This window comes from [Flexibacter] sp. ATCC 35103 (assembly GCF_001975985.1).
Classification (GTDB): domain Bacteria; phylum Bacteroidota; class Bacteroidia; order Flavobacteriales; family Flavobacteriaceae; genus Flavobacterium.
On sequence record NZ_MTQF01000006.1, the window covers coordinates 481,941 to 502,004 of the forward strand.

Consider the following 20,064-nt stretch of genomic DNA (forward strand, 5'->3'; position numbering starts at 1 on the left):
TCTAAAAGGACAGCACGAAACTAGACGTTAAATAAATCTAAAAAAAAATATCTGTAAAAAATCAAGATAAAATCTCTATAAATTAATCACCAAAACACACAAAATCAATATTTTACAATATTTTTACAGAAGCAAAAATCAAGATACTGTTTAGATAAAAAGTATATAAATAATGGTAAAAATGACAATATGTAAATTAAAACAGATTATTTTTTCACTATACATATAATTAATTGGTTTTTATTGTATAATTGCAAGTTATTAGACTACTTTTAACATTTCGAAACCACTTTCACCCCTTTATTTCCGCTTTTCCAGACAGATCACGAAATGAAACTGCCCGAATTTTTAAAAGTTGCTAATCATCAGCTCTTAAATTAATTTTGTATTAAAAACGAATTAACTCAAACAGAACTTAAACTTTTTTACCCTTAACCAAACCAAAAACATGCGAAGAATAGTAATTCTATATTTTTTCATTGCAGGTTTTTCTCTAACTGCGAAGGAGACAAATCCTGTTCTGGAAGAATTAGATAAGGTACTCCTGAAAAAGGATATTTATTTAAAACAGAAATATCGTAAAATAGAAGCCTTAAAAAAAAATGTATCAAAATTTACTTTAAGCCAAAACAGCGAACAGCTCTATGATAATTATATGCTGTTATTTGAAGAATATAAATCTTTTAAATACGACTCAGCTTATTATTATTTAGAACAGGCTAAAATAAAAGCCATTGTTTTAAAAGAGCCCAAATACCTTGCTAAAAGCCGAATCAAGGAGGGATTTGTATTGCTGTCTTCCGGACTTTTTAAGGAAGCTATTGATACCTTGAATGTTATTGACGACAAAAAACTGGACCAGAGAAACAAATTCGAGTTTTATTCTATAAAAGCACGCGCTTATTATGATTTAGCCGATTATAACCGAGATCAGCGCTTTAACATTCATTATGTACAACAAGGGAATCATTTCCTGCAAAAAGCTTTAGAATTAATTGGTACAAATACAAATGAATATTGGGCAGCAGAAAGTTTAAAACGCCTTAAACAGCAAGATTGGCGAGGTGCTGAATTTGCGTTCAGTTACTGGATTAATAACTATAAATTGCCTCCGGATTATTACGGAATAGCAACCTCGAGCCTTGGTTATATTTATTCAGAAAGAGGATATACAAAAAAAGCGATTCAATATCTCGCTCTTGCGGCTATTGCCGATGTTAAAAATGCGACTAAAGAAACCGTTGCGCTTAGAAATTTAGCCAACGAACTTTTTAAAATGGGATATTTAGACAAAGCAAACGAGTATATTAATATTGCTATGGATGATGCGACTTTTTACAATGCAAGACATCGAAAAATTGAAATTTCGTCTATTTTGCCCATTATCGAAAAAGCACAACTGAACAATGTAAAGGACAAAAACGATAAATTGGAAAAGATTATTATTCTATTAACGATTTTGACATTGATTATTATTTTGTTCTCGATTATTATTTTCAAACAACTAAAAGAACGAAATAAAGCCCGAAAAATAATGGCTTCGTCATATGCCCAGCTTCAGGAAATGAATATTAGCCTCAGTGAAGCAAATGCAATAAAAGAAGAATATATCACTTATTTTATCAAGGCGACTTCGGCTTTTATTAATAAAATAGATCATTTGCAAAAAAGCACACTTCATAAAATCATTACTAAAAAAACAGACGAAGTCATAGCGAGTTTAAAACGTTATAATGTAAAGGAAGAACGCGAAAATCTCTTTCATCAGTTTGATGAAATCTTCCTGAAGTTATTCCCTACTTTCGTGACTGATTTTAATCATTTATTTCCCAATGATCATAAATGTGTGGTTAAAAAAGGAGAGCTTTTAAACACAGAACTCCGCATTTTTGCTTTGTATAGATTAGGAATTCAGGACAGTAGCCAGATGGCTGAATTTCTGGAACTTTCTGTAGCTACAATCTATACGTATAAAACCAGAATCAAAAGCAAATCAGATTTTAAAGATACTTTTGAGGAGAAAATTATGGCGATTAAGACGATTTAAAAATATGTTTTTAGCCACAGATTAAAAGGATTAAAAAGATTTTTTATGCAGTAAACGATTTATAAAAATGCCACGAATTCACGAATTAATATTAAAAAAGTTCGTGAATTCGTGGCAAAAAAAACTCATATATAGTAAGAGAATTGATTTGTGCAAATTTGTGTAATTCTTGGCAAAAATACACCCAACAAATTAGTAATCTTTCTAATCCTTTTAATCTGTGGCAAAAAATTACTCTGAAGTTTCTAATTGAAGAACTACATTTTGATAACGTGTACTTAACGAAAATAACTGCTCCGCAAAAATCATGATCGCAAGCGGAACAAAGAAAAACGAAATAAGATCTTCCTGATATAAAAAATAAGTCGTTACAATAAATATACGGCCGTATTCGAGATAATAAATCCATTTTCGCTGTTCTAATAAAGCGCCACAATTGACAAGTGTGATTAGAATTATAAATAAAACAAAGATTTTATCAATCAGCTCTAAATAATCAAAATAGTATGTAAAAACGGTTAGACATAAAGTACATAATCCCAACTGAATATAAAGATAGTTTTTAAAACGAAGCCTTTGATGCGGGTTCTCTTTATCCTGCAGGAAACGTTTTTCTAATATTGGCCTGATATCCTGATCCATATGGGCGGGACTTCCAAAAACGGCTTTCCATTTGGCGTTAAAACCGTTAGAACGTTTCCATAATTCGTAAATCTCAAAATAATAATGAAAGTGCTGCCACAAAAAACTATAGCTTTTTAGCGGATGCGTTAATCCGTATTTTGGCTTTTCTTCCTCTTCCTGGAAAGTCCCAAAAAGGCGGTCCCAAAAGGTAAACATATCACCGTAATTTTTATCTAAATACTTCTCATCAGAAGCATGATGAATACCATGAACAGATGGTGTTACAAAAACATATTCCAGCCATTTTATTTTACCAATAAGCTGGGTATGCGTAAAAAAGGAATAAGCTCCGTGGACAATAAGCATTGTAATGACCATCGAGGGATGAAAACCAACAAACGGAAGCACGCACCAGAATCCTGTTCTCACAATAGCCTGAAAAGTTGTAATTCTGGCCGCAGCAGTAAAATTAAACTCTTCGCTATGATGATGCACAATATGTGCCGCCCAAAAAAAGTTGACTTCATGACCCAATCTGTGATACCAATACCAGACAAAATCTGTCGCAAGAATCAGGGCAAACCAAACAACCACATTACTAGGAATATCAAAAATTCTATAGTTGTTATAGATCAAATAATACAATTGATAAAAACTTGCGGCTATAAATAAATTTATCAATCGCTCTGCAATACCAATGCTAATATTTGAAACTGAACTTTCATAATTAAAAATTTCAGGTCTCTTACTACGTTGCGCTATTTTATATTCTAAAAATAAGAAAAGGAAAAAAGCGGGCATTGCGAAGGCAAGAAAATTAATATGTTCCATTTTTAAAAATTACTTTTTTTGATTTGTAAAAAATTATAAATAACTCATTCTGATTTAAACGAAAAGATATTTTCATTGATTAATATTATTTTTTCCTTTCAGAATAATACCAATCAATGAAAATAATCTCGTTCTAAATTTCTCTCTAATTCTTAATTCTGCTTAAACTTTGGCGTATCGAGCGCAACTTCTTTAACAGACTGTGTATCGGCTACTTTTTGTAAAGCAATAATATAGGCAGCAATACGCGGCGTTACGTTATGTTTTGCTGCAACTCTAAAAACAGTTTCAAAACCTTTCTCTAAAATATCCTCTAAACGGGTATTAATCTGGTGAATTCTCCAGGATTCTAAAAGCGAATTTTGAAGCCATTCGAAGTAAGAAACCGTAACGCCTCCCGCATTGGCTAAAATGTCAGGAACAACCAAAACATTATTATTGTGCAATATCTGATCAGCATCAGAAGAAACTGGTCCGTTTGCACCTTCAACTATAATTTTAGCTCTAATATCATTGGCATTTTTTTGCGTAATAACATCTTCTTTAGCCGCCGGAATCAAAACATCGACATCTAACAATAATAACTCTTCATGTTTGATGGCAACTGAATTTGGATATCCTTTGATACTTTTATTATTTAAATTATAGTATAGAATTAATTCCGGAATATTCAATCCTTCAGGATTATAAAAAGCTTCAGAAACATCGCTTACAGCAACTACTTTTAGTCCTTTTTCGAATAAAAACAAGGCCGAATGCAATCCTACATTTCCAAAACCCTGAATTGCAACGCTGGATCTTGCAGGTCTTAGTTTTAATTTTTGAAGTGCCAGTAAAGTAATTATGCTTACACCTCTTCCGGTTGCTTCTACCCTGCCTAAAGATCCTCCTGAGTGTAAATGCTTCCCGGTTACAACAGCATGAATCGTTTTGCCGTGTACTAACGAGAATTCATCCATTAACCAGCCCATTTCGTCAGGACCAGTTCCCATGTCCGGAGCCGGAACATCTTTTTCAGGTCCAAAAATATCTGATAATGCTTTTGTATAGGCTCTGGTAATTTTTTCTAATTCTGTTTTAGAAAGTGTTCTTGGATCACAAATGATTCCGCCTTTTGCTCCTCCAAACGGAATTCCCGTAACGGCAGATTTCCAGGTCATCCAGGCCGCAAGAGCTTTTACCTCGTCCAGGTTTACTGCACTATCGTAACGAATCCCTCCTTTTGACGGGCCTAAAGCCGTATTATGAATCACACGATATCCTTCGAAATTTTGCTGGTTTCCATTATCCAGTGTGATAGAAAAATTAACGACAATTTGTTTTTCAGGTCGTTGCAGTTTCTGCCTGATTGATTCATCAAGATTTAGAATATCTGCGGCGATATTAAAGCGATCAATCATGGATTGAAAAGGATTCTGTTTTATTAATTCTGTACTCATGATATATTTTTTTAGAAATTGGGGTTTATTGAATTTAGAAATTGATCTGTTAAAATACTTTTTACAAAAGCACTTTTATTACTTATAAATAATTAGGCAACTGCAACATGGAATTTTCATAAGACAGCATTGCATCATAATGTTTGTATTTCTATTTGATCTCATTTCATTAATTTTTTAATAGTTCTAAAAAAAAGCCCTTCATGGTGCATGAAAGGCTAAAAAAAAAAATAACTAACAAGTACTTTCTCTATTAACGCCATTTCATCGCATCGTTCTCCATGCAACACATCGTGAAGCTGCACATAAACGGGATGATATTTAGACTATAGTTTTTCATTGTTAATGCAAATCTATAAATATAATTTATAAATTCTATAGAATTAGTCGAGTTTATTTCTAATATTATTAAAAATAATACAAAACATCTTTAAAACCAATACTTTAAAAGATAAAAAAAATTAATTAAATTGTGAAATAACAATTAAAATAATAGAAATTAAGGCCAGAAAGATTCCAATAAAATTGATTTTGGATAATTTTTCCTTGAAAAAAAGCAGACCAACCAGACTTCCTAAAATGATAACGCCCATATTCATTCCGGCAAAAACTGTCGAAGGATTATCAGCGAAAGCCTTGTGTGCTTTTAAATAAAACAGAATATTTCCGAAGTTGAAAACGCCAACCAAAACTCCAAAAATCAAATTTTTAGGTTCTAATTTTACTTTTTTAACAGCCACTTCATAAATTGAAATTAAAATAGCTACTGCACAAGAAATGCAAAAAACAACAAATAAGGATGTTGGATAAGGTAAAGTAGTATAAAGTGCGATTTGTTTAAACAGGATATCAATGACTCCAAAACCAATTAAAACAGCAGCAGGAAAAAACCATTTGTTTTGTGTGTTTCCGGATTGTTTTCTTAAAATGAATAACAATGCCAAAAAACCAATTACGATACCAATAACTTTATACGTATTAAATTCTTCCTTAAAAATAAGCCAGGCAGCAAGTATGGGTATAAACAGTGATAATCGCTGCGCGGCATCGGTTTTTACAATTCCCATGTGCTTTATCGAAGCTACAAGCGAAAGAAAAACAAAAGGCAATAAAACCCCAATCGCAATATAAATGTTCCAGGGTGCATTAGCATTCACTTCTGCCAGATTTGGACTATAGGTAAAGTAACAAAGCGCAAGGGCCGTCACATAATTAAGCGCTACGATTTGTGTTGGGTTGCCATTATATTTTCGGGTTATTTTGAAAATAACTCCAACAATTACACTGCACAAAATACTTAAAACAAGAAATAACATAGTATCAAATTTTGAGCACAAAAATAGTGTTTAAACTCCTTTAGTTTTATTTTTTATTTCTTTTATTCCAGCCTTTTTTATTTCAAGCTGCGTAATTTTTCCTTTTTTATTTTTAAAAAATTCCAATGTAGTATTGTTATTATCTGAGCGAAAAAATTTCGTTGGAGATTCCGGCAGCAATTCGATATTATAGTCATTGTAATATAACTTATTATCTTTCTTCAGGATTTTAATATCTCCATAATCACCAATATATTGATCGTAAACTTTAGTATCAATCACTTTTTCAATGTGTTTGTACGGAAGCTCGACTTCTTTCCCAAAACATATTCCCGCAAGGCCATAAGCGATATAATATGATTTTGATTGGTTATTGGATAAAACAGTAATAAAAACTTTATCCTCAGTAAATTTATTAAATGAAGTCATGGCACCAAAAAAACCTCCGTCATGCGCAATTAACTGATGATTCTGATTGTAAAAAGGATTAACAATAACTCCAAAACCAAAATTTTGCTCATTGTACGACGTAAACATTTTCTTTTTTGATTCTTCAGATATTAATGTCTGACTCTCAAAAAGCGCTTTATTCCATAAATTTAAATCTTCTACATTCGAATAAACACCGTCATGTCCCAGATTAAAGTTCCAGTTGATGTACGGATTTTTCACTAATTTATTATCGTTAAAATAATATCTGTGAGTCATTTTATCGACTATTACATCATTTGTTGAAACTCCTGAATGGTACATTTTTGCTTTATGAAATAAATTTTGCTTTAAATATGCTGAATAAGATTGTCCGGATACTTTCTCGATAATGCGCGCTAATAAATAATAACCAATATTACTGTAAGCTGTACTAGTGCCTGGTTCAAACAATAAAGGCTTTTTTGCCAGATAGGTATAAACCGAATCTTTATCGAGATCCGTTTTTGTTAAATACAATTCGTCATAATCCATTTCTAATCCTGAATTGTGAGTCAGCATCATCTTTAAAGTTATCTTATCTCCCTTAGGAAAAACAGCAAAATACTTACTAAGAGGATCGTCTAAAGAAAGTTTTTTATTTTCAGCCAATTGTAAAATGGCCACAGCCGTAAATTGCTTTGAAACTGAAGCCAGACTAAATTTCGAATCTATTTCATTTTTTACTTTCCACTCGTAATCAGCAAAGCCATATGCTTTTTTAAATACTATCGAATCGTTTTTAGAAACTAATACGGTGCCACTAAAATCGTTAAAGGCAAATTGTGCATCCATGTATTGTTCTAGTTTTGTATTAAGTTCTTTTTGTGAATATCCAAAAGTAAATACTAACAATGCAATGAGAGTTAATCCTGATTTCATACTATTTATTTTTGCAATTAATGATTATTTTATGGAGTGTTTTGTCCAGTAAAGTTATTTCTTCTAACGATAAACCATCAAGTGCTGTTTGTCTGTTATTTTGAATAACCGGTTGTATCAGTTCAAGCGTTTTTATCCCTTTATCGGTAATTTTGAGATTGAATTTTCTTCGATCTTCCATATGAATGGTTCGGGTTAAATAATCTTTTTTAACCATTAATTCGATCATTCTTGTAATTGAAGCATTGTCCTTAAATACAAGATTCGCTAATTCGTTTTGAGAAATATTCTGATTATCATTTAGTATAATCAATACCAGACATTGATCTACTGTAATATCTTTTACAACTTTGCTAATATTTTTCTGTGCCAGCTTTCGATATTCCTTGATTGCTTTTTCTATTGAATAAAGAGCTGTTCCTGTTGGATTTTCAATTTTCATATCTTTTTATTTGATGTAAATATAATTGATATATCAATATAAAACCTAATAATGGTTAAAAAAAACTCATTTAGATTTAAAACTGGTTAATTATAATTAGAATTTTACCGCAAAGAGCGCAAAGTTTTTTTTTAATTAAGCCGTTTTACAAAAACACAAAGTTCGCAAAGCTTTGTATTGAACTAGCTTTGCGAACTTTGTGTTTTCTCAACGTAATAAAGGTGAAAATCTTAGCGCTCTTTGCGGTTAAACTCTCTTTTTTCTATCTTCTATTTTCTATATTCTATCTTCTAAAACCTAATCACTCTTTAGCCATCCAGTAATACTCATTCTTGTATTTTGAGTAACGAGAACTTCATGCACTAATTCGTTGCTTTTAAAAAAAACTGTTTTGCCCTGAGTAGGCGATATTTTCTGATTGTTATTTTCCTGATGAATCATCAGTTCTCCTCCGTCGCTTTCCTGCCAATTGCTGTTAAGATAGCTAATCATCGAGTATTTTCGGCTTGGATTATTTTTGAACTGATCTAAATGTTTCAGGTAGAAATCTCCGGTTTCATATAAGGAATAGTGAAATTCGTAACCAGTAATTCCGGTATAACAGCTTTCATTCAGGTAGAGAATAAAGGCATCAATTTTATCAAAAAATTCATTTTCGAATACATTATTATGCTTTTTGTCTAACCAATATATAGAATCGCTCCTGATAGCTCCGTCGTAAGAAAGTTTCTCTGAATTGCCAATTCCTGCCGCCTGCAATAAACTTTTCTCATTTAAATCGAGTAAGTTTTGTTTTAAATGATTTGCCAGTTCAGGGCTTAAAAAATGCTCCGATATTCCAACTTTGTTTTCAATATAACTCGCAATCAAATCTTCGAAACTATTTTCCATTTTTGTTTTGGGAAAACTGCAAATACAGCCAACGTAGCAAGGTAGACGAAATAAAAATAGAAATGTGCTTTTTAGAAATAATAAACCCGACAGGTTTTAAAAACCTGTCGGGTTTGTCTATTATGTGAAAATTAATTAATAATTCACAATTTATAATTTACTAATATAACTTCCGTACATATCTTTAAACTGATGTCCTTGAGCAAAACGATCTTTGCTTAATTTTTTATATTCTACCAATCCCCATAAAATAAATTCTTTCATGAAATACTGGTCTTTTTTATCTAATTGTGGCTGATATTTTTTGAGTAAAACATCTAAAGGTGTTACTTCGTCTAAAATAGCCTGATATTCCTTATCTGATGCATCATCTAATAACTCAAAACCACTTTCGGCAAAAAACCATTCTATCAAATCAGAATACGGTGTTTTAGCATCTGGTTTTTCCAGTTTTTCAATCTTAGGTAAAAGTGTTGGGAATAATGTTCGAATTGCTGATCCAATTAAATTCTGTGCAACTGCAGCGGCTCCCTCCTGTTCTCCTTCGTAAACCAATTCTACTTTTCCGGTAATAGCAGGAATTATTCCAATAAAATCAGACAAGCGCAGCGTCGTTTTATCTACACCGGCTTTTAAAGCGCGACGTTCAGCCGTACTCATTAAATTTTCGTAAGCCGTAATACTCATTCTTGCACTTACTCCGCTTTTATTGTCAATATATTCACTATCACGAGCTTCAAAACTTATTTGTTCCAGAATATCTTTGGCTAAACTTGGTACATGAACCAGTTTATGTTGTGTCTCGTCTAACTTAGCTTCCTGTTCTGTAATAGTTCTGGCAATTGCAACACTTTCAGGATAATGTGTCAGAATTTGAGATCCAATTCTATCTTTTAATGGCGTTACAATGCTTCCTCGATTGGTATAATCTTCCGGATTTGCTGTAAATATAAATTGCATATCAAGCGGCATTCTTAATTTAAATCCTCTAATCTGAATATCACCTTCCTGCAAAATATTAAATAGTGCGACCTGAATTCTGGCTTGTAAATCAGGTAATTCGTTGATTACAAAAATACAACGATTGGCTCTAGGGATCATCCCGAAGTGTATCACGCGATCATCAGCATATGATAATTTTAAATTGGCTGCTTTTATAGGATCTACATCTCCTATTAAATCTGCAACAGTAACATCCGGTGTTGCCAGTTTTTCGAAGAAACGTTCGTTTCTGTGCAACCATGAAATTGGTGTTTCATCTCCTTTTTCTGCAATCAGATCTCTGGCAAAACGAGAGATTGGATTCAAAGGATCGTCATTGATTTCTGATCCTTCAACAAAAGGAATATATTCATCTAATAATTCGACCATTTTACGTGCCAAACGTGTTTTCGCCTGACCACGAAGTCCTAATAAATTAATATTATGACGTGATAAAATCGCTCGTTCCAATTCTGGAATTACAGTATTTTCGAAACCATGAACGCCTTCAAAAACAGGTTTTCCCGATTTTATTTTCTCACGAAGATTATTTCGTAATTCGTCTTTGATACTTATACTTTTATATCCTGCGGCTTTTAATTGACCTAGAGTGTTTATGTTATTTATTTCCATTTTTATGAAATATCTGTTTTTGTTATATTTTTATTTTTATGCAGATGAAATGTATTGTGGAATTTCTTTGCGGGAGACGCACTGCTGTGCGCCTCTACGATATGCGTTATGTATAAAATCGTTGTCTCTTTCTTTTAAACATTGTGTAAGATGCACTGTTGTGCGCCTCTACGGATATACGTTGTCTAAAAAACCAATTCTTCCGAAGCCTCGGAACGCTCAGCGTGACAGCTGCAAACTGAGACTGACACTGCGACTGAGACTAAAAACTACCTAACCCTCTTCTTCCTATTTGTTTCATAATCCTCAAAAATCATTTCGCCCAAACCTTTAAGTCCGGTATAAAATGCTTTTCCCTGGTTCGCTTCGGTAAAATGATTCACAAAACGCTGTAAATACGGATCGTTTGCAATCATAAACGTCGTAATCGGAATGTGTAATTTTCTGGCTTGCTGCGCCTGAGTATAACATTTGTCTACAATATATTCGTCCAGTCCGTTACTGTTCATATAATAAGAACCGTCACGTTCGCGCACGCAACTTGGTTTCCCATCTGTAATCATAAAAATTTGTTTGTTGGTATTTCGCTTTCTGCGCAAAATATCCATCGCTAATTGAAGTCCTGCAACGGTGTTTGTATGATACGGACCAACTTGCAAATACGGTAAATCTTTAATTGGGATTGTCCAGGCATCGTTCCCAAAAACCAAAATATCAAGTGTGTCTTTTGGATAACGCGTTGTGATTAATTCGGCTAGTGCCATCGCCACTTTTTTCGCTGGCGTGATCCTGTCTTCTCCATACAAAATCATACTGTGGCTGATGTCGATCATCAAAACGGTACTCATTTGAGCTTTGTATTGCGTTTCTTCGACAACCAAATCATTTTCGGTCAGCATAAAACTTTCCACTCCGTTGTTGATTTGGGCATTTCGCAAACTTTCGGTTAGCGAAATACGCTCTAAACCATCTCCAAAATTAAATTCACGGAATTCGCCGGTATGCTCATCTCCATTTCCAGCATGTTTGGTTTTGTGATTTCCGGTTCCGGAACGTTTTAAATTTCCGAAGATTTGATCTAATGCCTGCTGACGAATTGCGCGTTCTGTTTTAGCAGTGATTCCAAAACCGCCGGTTCCGTCCTCTTTTACTTCGTCTTTTATGTAACCTTTCTTTTTTAAATCTTCGATAAAATCATCGATTGTGTAGTTTTCGTCGGTAAGTTTATATTCTTTATCCAACTCCCGAAGCCAGTCTATAGCTTCATCAAAATCGCCCGAAGTATGGGTGATTAGCTCTTTGAAAATCCCAAAAAGTTTATCAAACGGAGACTGAAATGGGGCTTCGTACGTCTTAAAATAAAAACCTTTTTTAAATTCGTTTTTCATACTTCTAAAATTAAGCTATTTTAGAAGTATGAAAAAAGAAACGTTTATTAATTTTTAGTTAAAATATTGAAACAAAACCCGTTGAAATTCCTTATGAATTTAGCAATTATTCAAACTTTCCGTCAACATAATACCAGGCATTATTTTCGAATTTAAAAGTAGAAAATTCATAATGAACCTGCGGCTGATGGTTTGAATCCAGAAAATAGGCTTTAAACTCAACTGTAGTATCCGCAAAACTTAAGATCTCGAGTTTTTGCCATTTGTTGCTTGTTGCCCATTTTAAGATTTCTGCTTTTGAATAATATTTTCGTTCAGAAATATAGGTTGTTTCCAAAAGATAATCGGCATTATGAATTACGTATGCCGAATATCTTGAACGCATTAATGCCAAAGCTGTTGGCGCTTTTTGATTACTTTCAAGATATAATCCGCAGCAATCCTTAAACAATAAACCGGTATCGCAAAAGCATTTTTTATTCTCCATCAACTTGCTCTTCGCCGTTAATTTTTACGTGTAATTGATTTAATAAAACCTGATATCTGCTTATTTCTCTCAAGTCTTCATCTTCTTCTGCATGGTCTAACATTTCGTCTAAAGTTTCGTTTACTTCAAGCAATTTGTTATTGGCTTCTCTATCGTTTTTTGCAGCAATTAAGTCAATAATTTCCTGTACACTTACTTTTAAATCTTCGAATTTCATATTTTTTGTTTTTTTTGTTTCAGGTTTCAGGTTGAAATGAGAATTTTACCGCAAAGTTCGCAAAGTTTTTTTTAAATATCTAAGGCTAAAAAAAGTTCGCAAAGCTTTGCGAACTTTGCGTAAATCTTTGTGTCCTTTGCGGTAAAATTCACGTTCCAGCTTTCAAGTTCCAAGTTACTCGTTGTAAAAACCTGAAACCTGAAACAAAGAAAACCTGAAACTTTTTTATTTCTCTTCCTTTTTGTCTTCGTTAAACTTCTTGATAATTTCTTTTAGCTTTTCTTTACGTGCAATTTCAGCCTGTTTTACTTTGTTTTGGGCTTTGTGCAATTTGTCGTTGTGTTTTTTGATATTCCTTTCGTTGTTGCGTCCCATTATATTTCTCTTTTAATTTCTTCTAAAGTTTTCTCAGTATAAATCAATTCGGTGATAATTTGTTTTCGCAAATCATCTATATCTTCATAATCAAAATGCTTTGCCCATGAAGTTAATTGCTGCAAATTTCTAATTTGTTTGATTCGTTTTGTGGTTTCAAAACTAGTTCTTAAAACTGGTTTTCCATCATATTCAGGGTTTTTCTTGTGCTGATATGTTACGGTATTTTTATCAAAATTAGCTTCGATATAATATAGCTTTTCCTGAGCATTATCAGGATAAAATTCGTTCCAGGCAGCAAATCCTATTTTGGTTTTCGATTCGGTTTCAGGATCACGAGCGATCAAACGCCATTTGCTGTTTGCGAGTCTTCCCCAATGATTTGAAACGCGATACATTCCGGTTTCTGTATAATAATAGGTACTTCCGGCTTTGCTTTCAAACTGTTTCTTTAAACCTTCAATTTCATTTGGCAGCACTTCATGAAAAACACAAAACGTATTTTTGAACGAATTAGGATGTGGCTTGAAGTTTTTTTGCATGTGCAAATATACTCAGATTGTCTAAAACTCCCTAAAACAAACATAAATTGATTAACTTTGTACCTTCAATTTTAAAATAAAAAGGTCATGTCTAAAGATTCACAAGAGAAAATGTTGCAAAAAGGAGTTTATACAGGCATCATGGAGAAAGATGAAAACAACAATTATTTTTGTGGTGAATATCTTTTAGATTATAAAATCGCACACGCTAATCATACTTTAGGCGAATTGATTACTATAAAATCCGTGATTGAAAATCCAAGCGATATTAGCTATGATAAATATCCTAAGAAATCTAAGAACTTTCATAAGGCAAATCAGAAATCTGAGGATAAATAAGATTTGTTTCAGGTTTGATTTGTTTCAGGTTTCAGGTTTGAAATGAGAGTTTAACGCAAAGAGCGCTAAGAATTTATCTTACGGAACGTTTAGAAAACACAAAGTTCGCAAAGCTGGTTGAATACCTCGCTTTGCGAATTTTTATTTTATTAAATTTCGTAAATAAAAAACTTTGCGTCTTTGCGTGATTGAATTTGACGCTTATTAAACATAGCATTGAGAATTTCGCGCAAAGACGCAAAGTCGCAAAGCTTGATTAATATGAAAGATTCACAAACTTTGTGTTTTTTACAAACTGCTTAATAAAAAAACTTTGTGTGCTTTACGGTTAACCTCCCGAGGCTTCGGGAGCGGGAAATGGCTCCTTATTATTAAACAGAGACAAATATTGTTTTTGGAATTCAGAATCAATATTTTACATATTTTTAGAATATTTTTTGCATCAAAAGTAAAAAGTTAAAAAAAAGTGTACCTTTGCAAAAAATTTGTCTTTTGAACAATTAATTTCAATTTCAAACTAATAGACAAGTAGTTACCTTATTTATGAAAAAAATAGTTGAATACCGCAAGTTACTAAACGTAGACAAAACTGCAGAGTTAAAAGATTTAAAAACAATCTATCGTAATGCGATGAAAGAATCTCATCCTGATAAATTTCAAGGTGATGATGCAGGTTTAAAAGAAGCAGAAGAGAAAAGTAAGGCTATCATCGAGGCTTATCACTTTTTGGTAAGTATTAATCCTGAGACGATTAAAGCAAATTTACCGGAATACACAGAGACTATCGCAACTTCATCAATTACTGATTATAAATTTGTTGAAGGCCGTTTGATCATCGATTTCTCTAACGGAAGTGTTTACGAATACATTAGTGTTCCTAAAGCAACTTACGTGAAAATGGTAAATGCTGATTCTCCTGGAAGATTCGCAAAAAGACACATTCTGAACTCTTTTACCTGGAGAAAGAAAACAAATCAAGAATAGATTTACATCAAAATATTTACAAAAGCACTCTCTTACAAGAGTGCTTTTTTTATGCACAAAAATTAAAAAATTATCTATTTAGATTCATAATAACGATATAATTAAGAGTTTTAAATCAAATCAGACCAATAAACACACTGATTAGATGCGAATTAACATAAAAAAAACTATAACAAAATTTTAGGTTACAAAATTCTTTATGTTTTATAATTTTAGATACTTTTGTTGCACAAATCAATTAACTAATTAATTTTTTATAATGAAAAAAATACTTTTTTTACTAACTGCTTCTGTAGCGATTATTTCATGCAGCAAAGTTAAAGACGGAGAATACCTAATTACAGGAACTGCAACAGGTATTGAAAACGGAAAAACAATCATTCTTCAAGGTCAGGATCCTACTACAAAGATGGCGGTATCTCTTGACACAGTAAAAGTTGAAAACGGAAAATTCGAAATAAAAGGAAAAGTAACAGAACCAGCATTTCATACTTTAATCCTTCAGGGTGCTAACGGACCAATCCCTTTTATATTAGAAACTGGAGAAATTAGTATTGCTATTGATAAAGACAGTATTCATAAATCTAAAGTTTCAGGAACTTATAACAATGATGAGTACGTAAAATTCAATGAGGATTTAACAAAAACTCAAAAAAGTTTAGTTGATTTTCAGAAAAAGAATACTCAAAAAATGCAACAAGCTCAACAAGCTCAAGATACAGCAACTATCAACGGTTTGATGAAACAATATATGACTTTACAAACTGAAGTTCAGGAAAACTCTAAAAAGAAATATTTAGCTTACGCTGAAAGTCATCCAAAAGCATACATCTCTGCTTTGATTATTCAAAGTATGATCGCTGATCCAACTGCTGATATTAAAAAGACTGAAAGCTTATACAATGCTTTAGATGAGTCTTTGAAAAACAGTACTCCTGGAAAAGAAATTAAAGCAAAACTAGGTCAAGCAAAAATGCCTGCAGTTGGTGCGTCAGCAGCTCCTGTTGGTAGCCCTAACTGAAGAGCCGATTTTTCAGCTCCTAATCCGGAAGGAAAAGTAGTATCGCTTAAACAAAGTTTAGGTAAAGTTACTATCGTTGATTTCTGGGCTTCATGGTGCGGACCATGCAGAAAGGAAAACCCTAATGTTGTAGCTATTTATAAAGAACTACACTCAAAAGGATTGAATATTATTGGTGTTTCTCTGGATAAAGAAGCAGCAGCGTGGAAAGAAGCTATCGCAAAAGATGGTTTAACCTGGACACATGTTTCTAACTTGAAATTTTGGGAAGAGCCAATTGCAAAACAATACGGAGTAGAATCTATTCCGGCAACTTTTATTCTTGATGCATCAGGAAAAGTGGTTGCGCAAGACTTAAGAGGTCCTGAATTGAAAGCAAAAATAGTAGAGCTTTTAGCTAAATAATATCAATTTTCAGAATAAATAAAAAATCTCCCTAGTGGAGATTTTTTTTTGTTTAGCTCAATACATAAAGCAAAAGAATAACTTAAGATTCAATTTTAATTTATGGTCATTCGGGGCGTTTTTACTTATTTATAAGCCACTAAATCACTATTACTTATTATTTGTAAAATAGTACAATATCGTTCTTAAAAAGTCATCGCGAAAAGGTTTTAAATATAAATATCTCTTTTGGATTATTATTTGATAAAAAATCCAATCACAAATAATATGAGCCGATCTTTTCTATTAACTTTATTCTTGATTTATTAGGAAAACTGGTTGATTTAGACTTAAGCGCTCAGAATAAAAAGCAAAAAATAGCTAATAAACGCTAAAGAATAATCCTATATTTTTAAAAAAATCAAAAAAATATCCCAACATAAGATTTTTTATTTTATTCAATTCCAACGAATTAAAAAATAACTTTAAAATAACTTAAAATTAAGTTCATTTTTTGTTTGTAAACATGAAAAACGTTCCTATATTTGCAACCGCTTAGAACAACAAAGCGCACTAACGCTGAGATCGGGGAGATACTCAAGCGGCCAACGAGGGCAGACTGTAAATCTGCTGTGAAAACTTCGCAGGTTCGAATCCTGCTCTCCCCACAAAAGTAAAAGGAGTAAAAAGTTCACTTTTTAAATCTTTTCAAAAATTTGATAAAACCTGCAAATCCTAGGATTTACAGGTTTTTTCTTTTATAATGCTTTTCAATTTCTAAACTGTATTACGCAGTTTTAGTGTTGGCCTAATGAGCTTAAAAATTGATTTATCCTTCCTAAATGGGTATGATTTAGTATCTGAAATATATTCTTAATTTTAGATACATTTTCCTCTCTGATTTTTCAAAAATTATAATAAAAAAGTAAATATGAAAAAAATTCTACTCATTACAACGCTAATCTTGTTTTCTGTAAATGCCTTTGCTCAAAAACTAACTAAAAAAGAATTTGAGCAGGCAAAGAAAATTTTTCCGTTTGAAAAAGACCCGGCAAAAAAAGCCAGGCTTCTAAATCGAGTTGCATTATATTATGAGGAATGAGTCACCAAATGATATCGACAGTTGTTCTGTACTTAACCGCCAGTCATTCAATTTGGGATTAAAACTAAAATCAAAGAAAATAATCGCAGCCAGCATGTTAATTGACGGTCAGATTGCTAATAGAAAGAAAGATACAATCCTGGCTCAAAAACTGAAAAAGAAGGCGCTAAATTGAGGAATCGTCCGGATTTGAATCTCCTTCAAATCGATAAAATGCATCCACATTAAATTCAGTAGAATCAAATGTTCTATTTAACTTTTTACAGTCTAATGTTGAGTTACTAAGATTAAAATCAAAAGTATATCCCTCTGCTTGCTTTACAGTTATCGCCTCTGTTAGTGTATCGTAATTTGTCATTTTTCTTAAGTTTTTAATTCTATATTTTATAATTTTAGATTGATATAAAAATTATAATCAATAGAGTTGGTTTTCGTTAGAGCAAAACTAATTCTAAACACAACTGGAGTTTCTATAGAAAAGTTATCAAAAATTATAAATATTAAAGATTTAAAGAAATATTGTAGATTTATTAAAATATTGTTCATTTTAAATTGACCGTATCTTTCAGAATAACAAATGATTACATGAATAAAAAAGCAGTAAACTGCTATTTGATAAAACCATTTAAGCATATCAATATCAGGTCTAAGATTGAAGATCCAATTCTTTAGATAGAAAACTTTTCTAACTCCATCTTCCTTACTCAGTATTAATTTGGTGAAAGAAGCAGCCTGAAAAAGACCCGTAATCTCAGTACAACGAGATTATTTTTTTCTTAATCTAGGTTAATGGATAGACTTTCGAACCTTCCGTAAGTTTGTAAAAGATATTTAGCCCGAATTAAGTGAGACCTCGATTTAAAATTCTCGATTTATGATAATAGCTTATCTTTAAGAGATGAATTTTAGTTCTCTTTAGTCTAAAAAAATAATGATATAATTTAAAATATATGGAAACAATAAAACTAGAATTAGACGAGAAAAAACATGGCGCTTTTAATCTTTATGTTGATGGCAAAAAACTAGGCGAAATGACGGTAAGCTTAAAAAATGATTTACTAACCGTTTACCATACAGGAGTTGAGCCGGAAGCCGAAGGAAAAGGTTATGCCAAAAAATTGCTGAACGAAATGACATCGTATGTGCGTGCTAATAATTTAATGGTTTTACCGCTTTGTCCTTACGTACACGCACAATTCAAAAAACATCCCGATGAATATCTTGATATCTGGAAAAAATAAATCTGATGAATCTGCGTAAAAATTTACGTTATCCAAATTCCTATTTAAAAAATAAAACTTATGAATACAGAAATTATAACAGACGGTTTGTCATTAAATAATGCTAAAAAGGCCTTGATTATGATTCACGGACGCGGTGCGAGCGCTCATGATATTCTTTCGATTGCAAGACATCTTAACGTCGATGATTTTGCATTGGTTGCTCCTCAGGCCGAAAACAGAACCTGGTATCCCTATTCTTTTTTAGTACCGATTGAAGAGAATGAACCTTCTTTTTCAAAATCATTAGATGCTATTCATCAGGTTGTTGTGGCGGTTCAGCAAAACGGAATCGAAAAAGAGAATATCTATTTTCTCGGATTTTCGCAGGGAGCTTGTCTTGCTTTAGAATTTACGGCAAGAAATGCAGCAAAATATGGAGGTATTGTAGCTTTTACAGGCGGACTGATTGGTGATAAGGTTTATGAAGATCATTATACCGGAAACTTCGAAAACACGCCCGTTTTCATCGGTACAAGTGATCCTGACTTTCATGTTCCTGTTGAAAGGGTAAATGAAACAGAAGCGCTTCTTAAAAAAATGGGCGCGTCAGTAACTAAAAAGATCTATGAAAATATGGGCCATACTATAAGTCAGGACGAAATAGATTTGGCTAACGCACTTGTTTTTACAAAAAAATGATACAGATAACCCGAATCTACAGCGATATAAATGGTGAAAGCCAATTTGAAGACTTCGAGGTTCCGTTGAAGAATAATGGTGATATCGGATTTTTATCTGATGATGAACCCGTAAAATCCATTGTTTTTAGAGAAGTTAATCCTTCTTACGATTATGATTTTCATAATGCCCCAGACCGCCAATATATAATTTTATTGGATGGTGGTGTAGAAATCGAAACTTCGTTGGGAGAAAAAAGAAGTTTTCAAACCGGATCAATTCTATTGATGGAAGATACCACTGGAAAAGGGCACAAAACGAAAAATATTGAACTAAAACTTCGTAAATCAATATTTATTAAAACCGATTTGGTTTAACAGCAAGATACATATTTTCCCTGCTTTTTGGTTCAATCCCAAAGTACCACAAACAAAAAAATCCCCATCGGACAATTGATGGGGATTTTTTTAAGAAAAGCGGGAGTTCCGCATAATTCCGTTTTTTTATAAAACAAAAAACCCTGATTCGTTTGAATCAGGGTTTTCAAAAGAAAGGCGACGACATACTCTCCCACATAACTGCAGTACCATCTGCGCAGGCGGGCTTAACTACTCTGTTCGGGATGGGAAGAGGTGAGCCCCGCCGCAATAACCACCTTAAGGTCGTTGTTACTTGAGGTAACTTTTTTAATTAACAATTGAGCATTCACACCCGAGCGATAGCGAACAGGCGAAGCAATTCATAATTAAAAATAATATCTTAACATACTG

At 32.7% G+C, this 20,064-nt stretch carries 21 protein-coding genes, 1 tRNA gene, 1 rRNA gene and 1 pseudogene; 10 read left to right on the forward strand and 14 right to left on the reverse strand.

Features of this window, described 5'->3' with window-relative positions; all coding sequences use genetic code 11:
- Nucleotides 1-448: 448 nt before the first annotated feature.
- On the forward strand, nucleotides 449-2,047 hold the full coding sequence (locus BXU01_RS14980; RefSeq protein ID WP_083693953.1) for a DUF6377 domain-containing protein: 1,599 nt from the start codon (nucleotides 449-451) through the stop codon (nucleotides 2,045-2,047).
- A 231-nt stretch (nucleotides 2,048-2,278) separates the two neighbouring features.
- Here BXU01_RS14980 and BXU01_RS14985 read toward each other — a convergent pair whose 3' ends face one another.
- The 12 genes from BXU01_RS14985 to BXU01_RS15035 all read right to left on the reverse strand — a co-directional run bounded on the left by BXU01_RS14985 (nucleotide 2,279) and on the right by BXU01_RS15035 (nucleotide 13,563).
- Complete coding sequence (locus tag BXU01_RS14985; RefSeq protein WP_083693954.1) at nucleotides 2,279-3,502, reverse strand: sterol desaturase family protein; 1,224 nt, start codon at nucleotides 3,500-3,502, stop codon at nucleotides 2,279-2,281.
- Nucleotides 3,503-3,654: 152 nt separating this feature from the next.
- Nucleotides 3,655-4,941 (reverse strand): Glu/Leu/Phe/Val dehydrogenase, encoded by a 1,287-nt coding sequence (locus BXU01_RS14990; protein WP_255373779.1) that lies wholly within the window; start codon nucleotides 4,939-4,941, stop codon nucleotides 3,655-3,657.
- A gap of 461 nt (nucleotides 4,942-5,402) precedes the next feature.
- A complete protein-coding gene (locus tag BXU01_RS14995; RefSeq protein ID WP_083693955.1) occupies nucleotides 5,403-6,257 on the reverse strand; it encodes an EamA family transporter in 855 nt (284 codons plus the stop codon).
- A gap of 30 nt (nucleotides 6,258-6,287) precedes the next feature.
- Nucleotides 6,288-7,607 carry a serine hydrolase gene (locus tag BXU01_RS15000; protein ID WP_083693956.1) on the reverse strand — a complete coding sequence of 440 codons (1,320 nt, stop codon included), beginning with the start codon at nucleotides 7,605-7,607 and terminating at the stop codon, nucleotides 6,288-6,290.
- A gap of 1 nt (nucleotide 7,608) precedes the next feature.
- Nucleotides 7,609-8,049, reverse strand: coding sequence for a MarR family winged helix-turn-helix transcriptional regulator (locus BXU01_RS15005; protein WP_083693957.1), 441 nt, complete (start codon nucleotides 8,047-8,049; stop codon nucleotides 7,609-7,611).
- Nucleotides 8,050-8,346: 297 nt separating this feature from the next.
- Complete coding sequence (locus BXU01_RS15010) at nucleotides 8,347-8,940, reverse strand: 2OG-Fe(II) oxygenase family protein (protein WP_056253976.1); 594 nt, start codon at nucleotides 8,938-8,940, stop codon at nucleotides 8,347-8,349.
- Nucleotides 8,941-9,090: 150 nt separating this feature from the next.
- A complete protein-coding gene (locus BXU01_RS15015) occupies nucleotides 9,091-10,554 on the reverse strand; it encodes an AAA family ATPase (RefSeq protein WP_083693958.1) in 1,464 nt (487 codons plus the stop codon).
- A gap of 269 nt (nucleotides 10,555-10,823) precedes the next feature.
- Nucleotides 10,824-11,942, reverse strand: a complete 1,119-nt coding sequence (locus BXU01_RS15020; protein WP_055091554.1) for a VWA domain-containing protein — start codon at nucleotides 11,940-11,942, stop codon at nucleotides 10,824-10,826.
- Between the two features lie 106 nt (nucleotides 11,943-12,048).
- Nucleotides 12,049-12,429, reverse strand: coding sequence for a YchJ family protein (locus tag BXU01_RS15025; RefSeq protein ID WP_083693959.1), 381 nt, complete (start codon nucleotides 12,427-12,429; stop codon nucleotides 12,049-12,051).
- Complete coding sequence (locus BXU01_RS15030) at nucleotides 12,419-12,646, reverse strand: hypothetical protein (protein ID WP_055091558.1); 228 nt, start codon at nucleotides 12,644-12,646, stop codon at nucleotides 12,419-12,421. The genes BXU01_RS15025 and BXU01_RS15030 overlap by 11 nt, the downstream gene beginning before the upstream one ends.
- A 225-nt stretch (nucleotides 12,647-12,871) precedes the next feature.
- Nucleotides 12,872-13,021, reverse strand: a complete 150-nt coding sequence (locus tag BXU01_RS23665; protein ID WP_099708336.1) for a hypothetical protein — start codon at nucleotides 13,019-13,021, stop codon at nucleotides 12,872-12,874.
- On the reverse strand, nucleotides 13,021-13,563 hold the full coding sequence (locus BXU01_RS15035) for a hypothetical protein (protein ID WP_083693960.1): 543 nt from the start codon (nucleotides 13,561-13,563) through the stop codon (nucleotides 13,021-13,023). Before BXU01_RS15035 ends, BXU01_RS23665 begins: the two co-directional genes overlap by 1 nt.
- Before the next feature lie 87 nt (nucleotides 13,564-13,650).
- Here BXU01_RS15035 and BXU01_RS15040 point away from each other — a divergent pair, with 87 nt between their 5' ends.
- From BXU01_RS15040 to BXU01_RS23675, 6 genes and pseudogenes are all read left to right on the forward strand, one after another.
- Complete coding sequence (locus BXU01_RS15040) at nucleotides 13,651-13,902, forward strand: hypothetical protein (RefSeq protein ID WP_055091562.1); 252 nt, start codon at nucleotides 13,651-13,653, stop codon at nucleotides 13,900-13,902.
- Between the two features lie 543 nt (nucleotides 13,903-14,445).
- Nucleotides 14,446-14,886, forward strand: coding sequence for a KTSC domain-containing protein (locus tag BXU01_RS15045; RefSeq protein WP_041515768.1), 441 nt, complete (start codon nucleotides 14,446-14,448; stop codon nucleotides 14,884-14,886).
- Between the two features lie 259 nt (nucleotides 14,887-15,145).
- Nucleotides 15,146-15,907, forward strand: a complete 762-nt coding sequence (locus tag BXU01_RS15050; RefSeq protein WP_055091564.1) for a DUF4369 domain-containing protein — start codon at nucleotides 15,146-15,148, stop codon at nucleotides 15,905-15,907.
- Nucleotides 15,908-15,925: 18 nt separating this feature from the next.
- Nucleotides 15,926-16,312 (forward strand): annotated as a pseudogene (locus tag BXU01_RS23670) (peroxiredoxin family protein); the annotation flags it as partial.
- Between the two features lie 566 nt (nucleotides 16,313-16,878).
- Nucleotides 16,879-16,959: transfer RNA gene (locus tag BXU01_RS15060), tRNA-Tyr, on the forward strand.
- Between the two features lie 263 nt (nucleotides 16,960-17,222).
- Nucleotides 17,223-17,393, forward strand: coding sequence for a hypothetical protein (locus BXU01_RS23675; RefSeq protein ID WP_165689795.1), 171 nt, complete (start codon nucleotides 17,223-17,225; stop codon nucleotides 17,391-17,393).
- A 166-nt stretch (nucleotides 17,394-17,559) separates the two neighbouring features.
- On the opposite strand, the gene BXU01_RS15070 is transcribed toward BXU01_RS23675, so the two are convergent.
- Nucleotides 17,560-17,751 (reverse strand): hypothetical protein, encoded by a 192-nt coding sequence (locus BXU01_RS15070; protein ID WP_083693963.1) that lies wholly within the window; start codon nucleotides 17,749-17,751, stop codon nucleotides 17,560-17,562.
- Nucleotides 17,752-18,343: 592 nt separating this feature from the next.
- Here BXU01_RS15070 and BXU01_RS15075 point away from each other — a divergent pair.
- From BXU01_RS15075 to BXU01_RS15085, 3 genes are read left to right on the forward strand one after another with little or no spacing between them, the layout of a single operon-like run.
- Complete coding sequence (locus BXU01_RS15075) at nucleotides 18,344-18,634, forward strand: GNAT family N-acetyltransferase (protein WP_083693964.1); 291 nt, start codon at nucleotides 18,344-18,346, stop codon at nucleotides 18,632-18,634.
- 60 nt (nucleotides 18,635-18,694) lie between these two features.
- On the forward strand, nucleotides 18,695-19,315 hold the full coding sequence (locus BXU01_RS15080) for an alpha/beta hydrolase (protein ID WP_083693965.1): 621 nt from the start codon (nucleotides 18,695-18,697) through the stop codon (nucleotides 19,313-19,315).
- Entirely contained in the window at nucleotides 19,312-19,671 is a 360-nt protein-coding gene (locus tag BXU01_RS15085; RefSeq protein ID WP_083693966.1) for a hypothetical protein, read from the forward strand. Before BXU01_RS15080 ends, BXU01_RS15085 begins: the two co-directional genes overlap by 4 nt.
- Before the next feature lie 172 nt (nucleotides 19,672-19,843).
- On the opposite strand, the gene rrf is transcribed toward BXU01_RS15085, so the two are convergent.
- A 5S ribosomal RNA gene (gene rrf, locus BXU01_RS15090) occupies nucleotides 19,844-19,953 on the reverse strand.
- Nucleotides 19,954-20,064 lie beyond the last annotated feature (111 nt).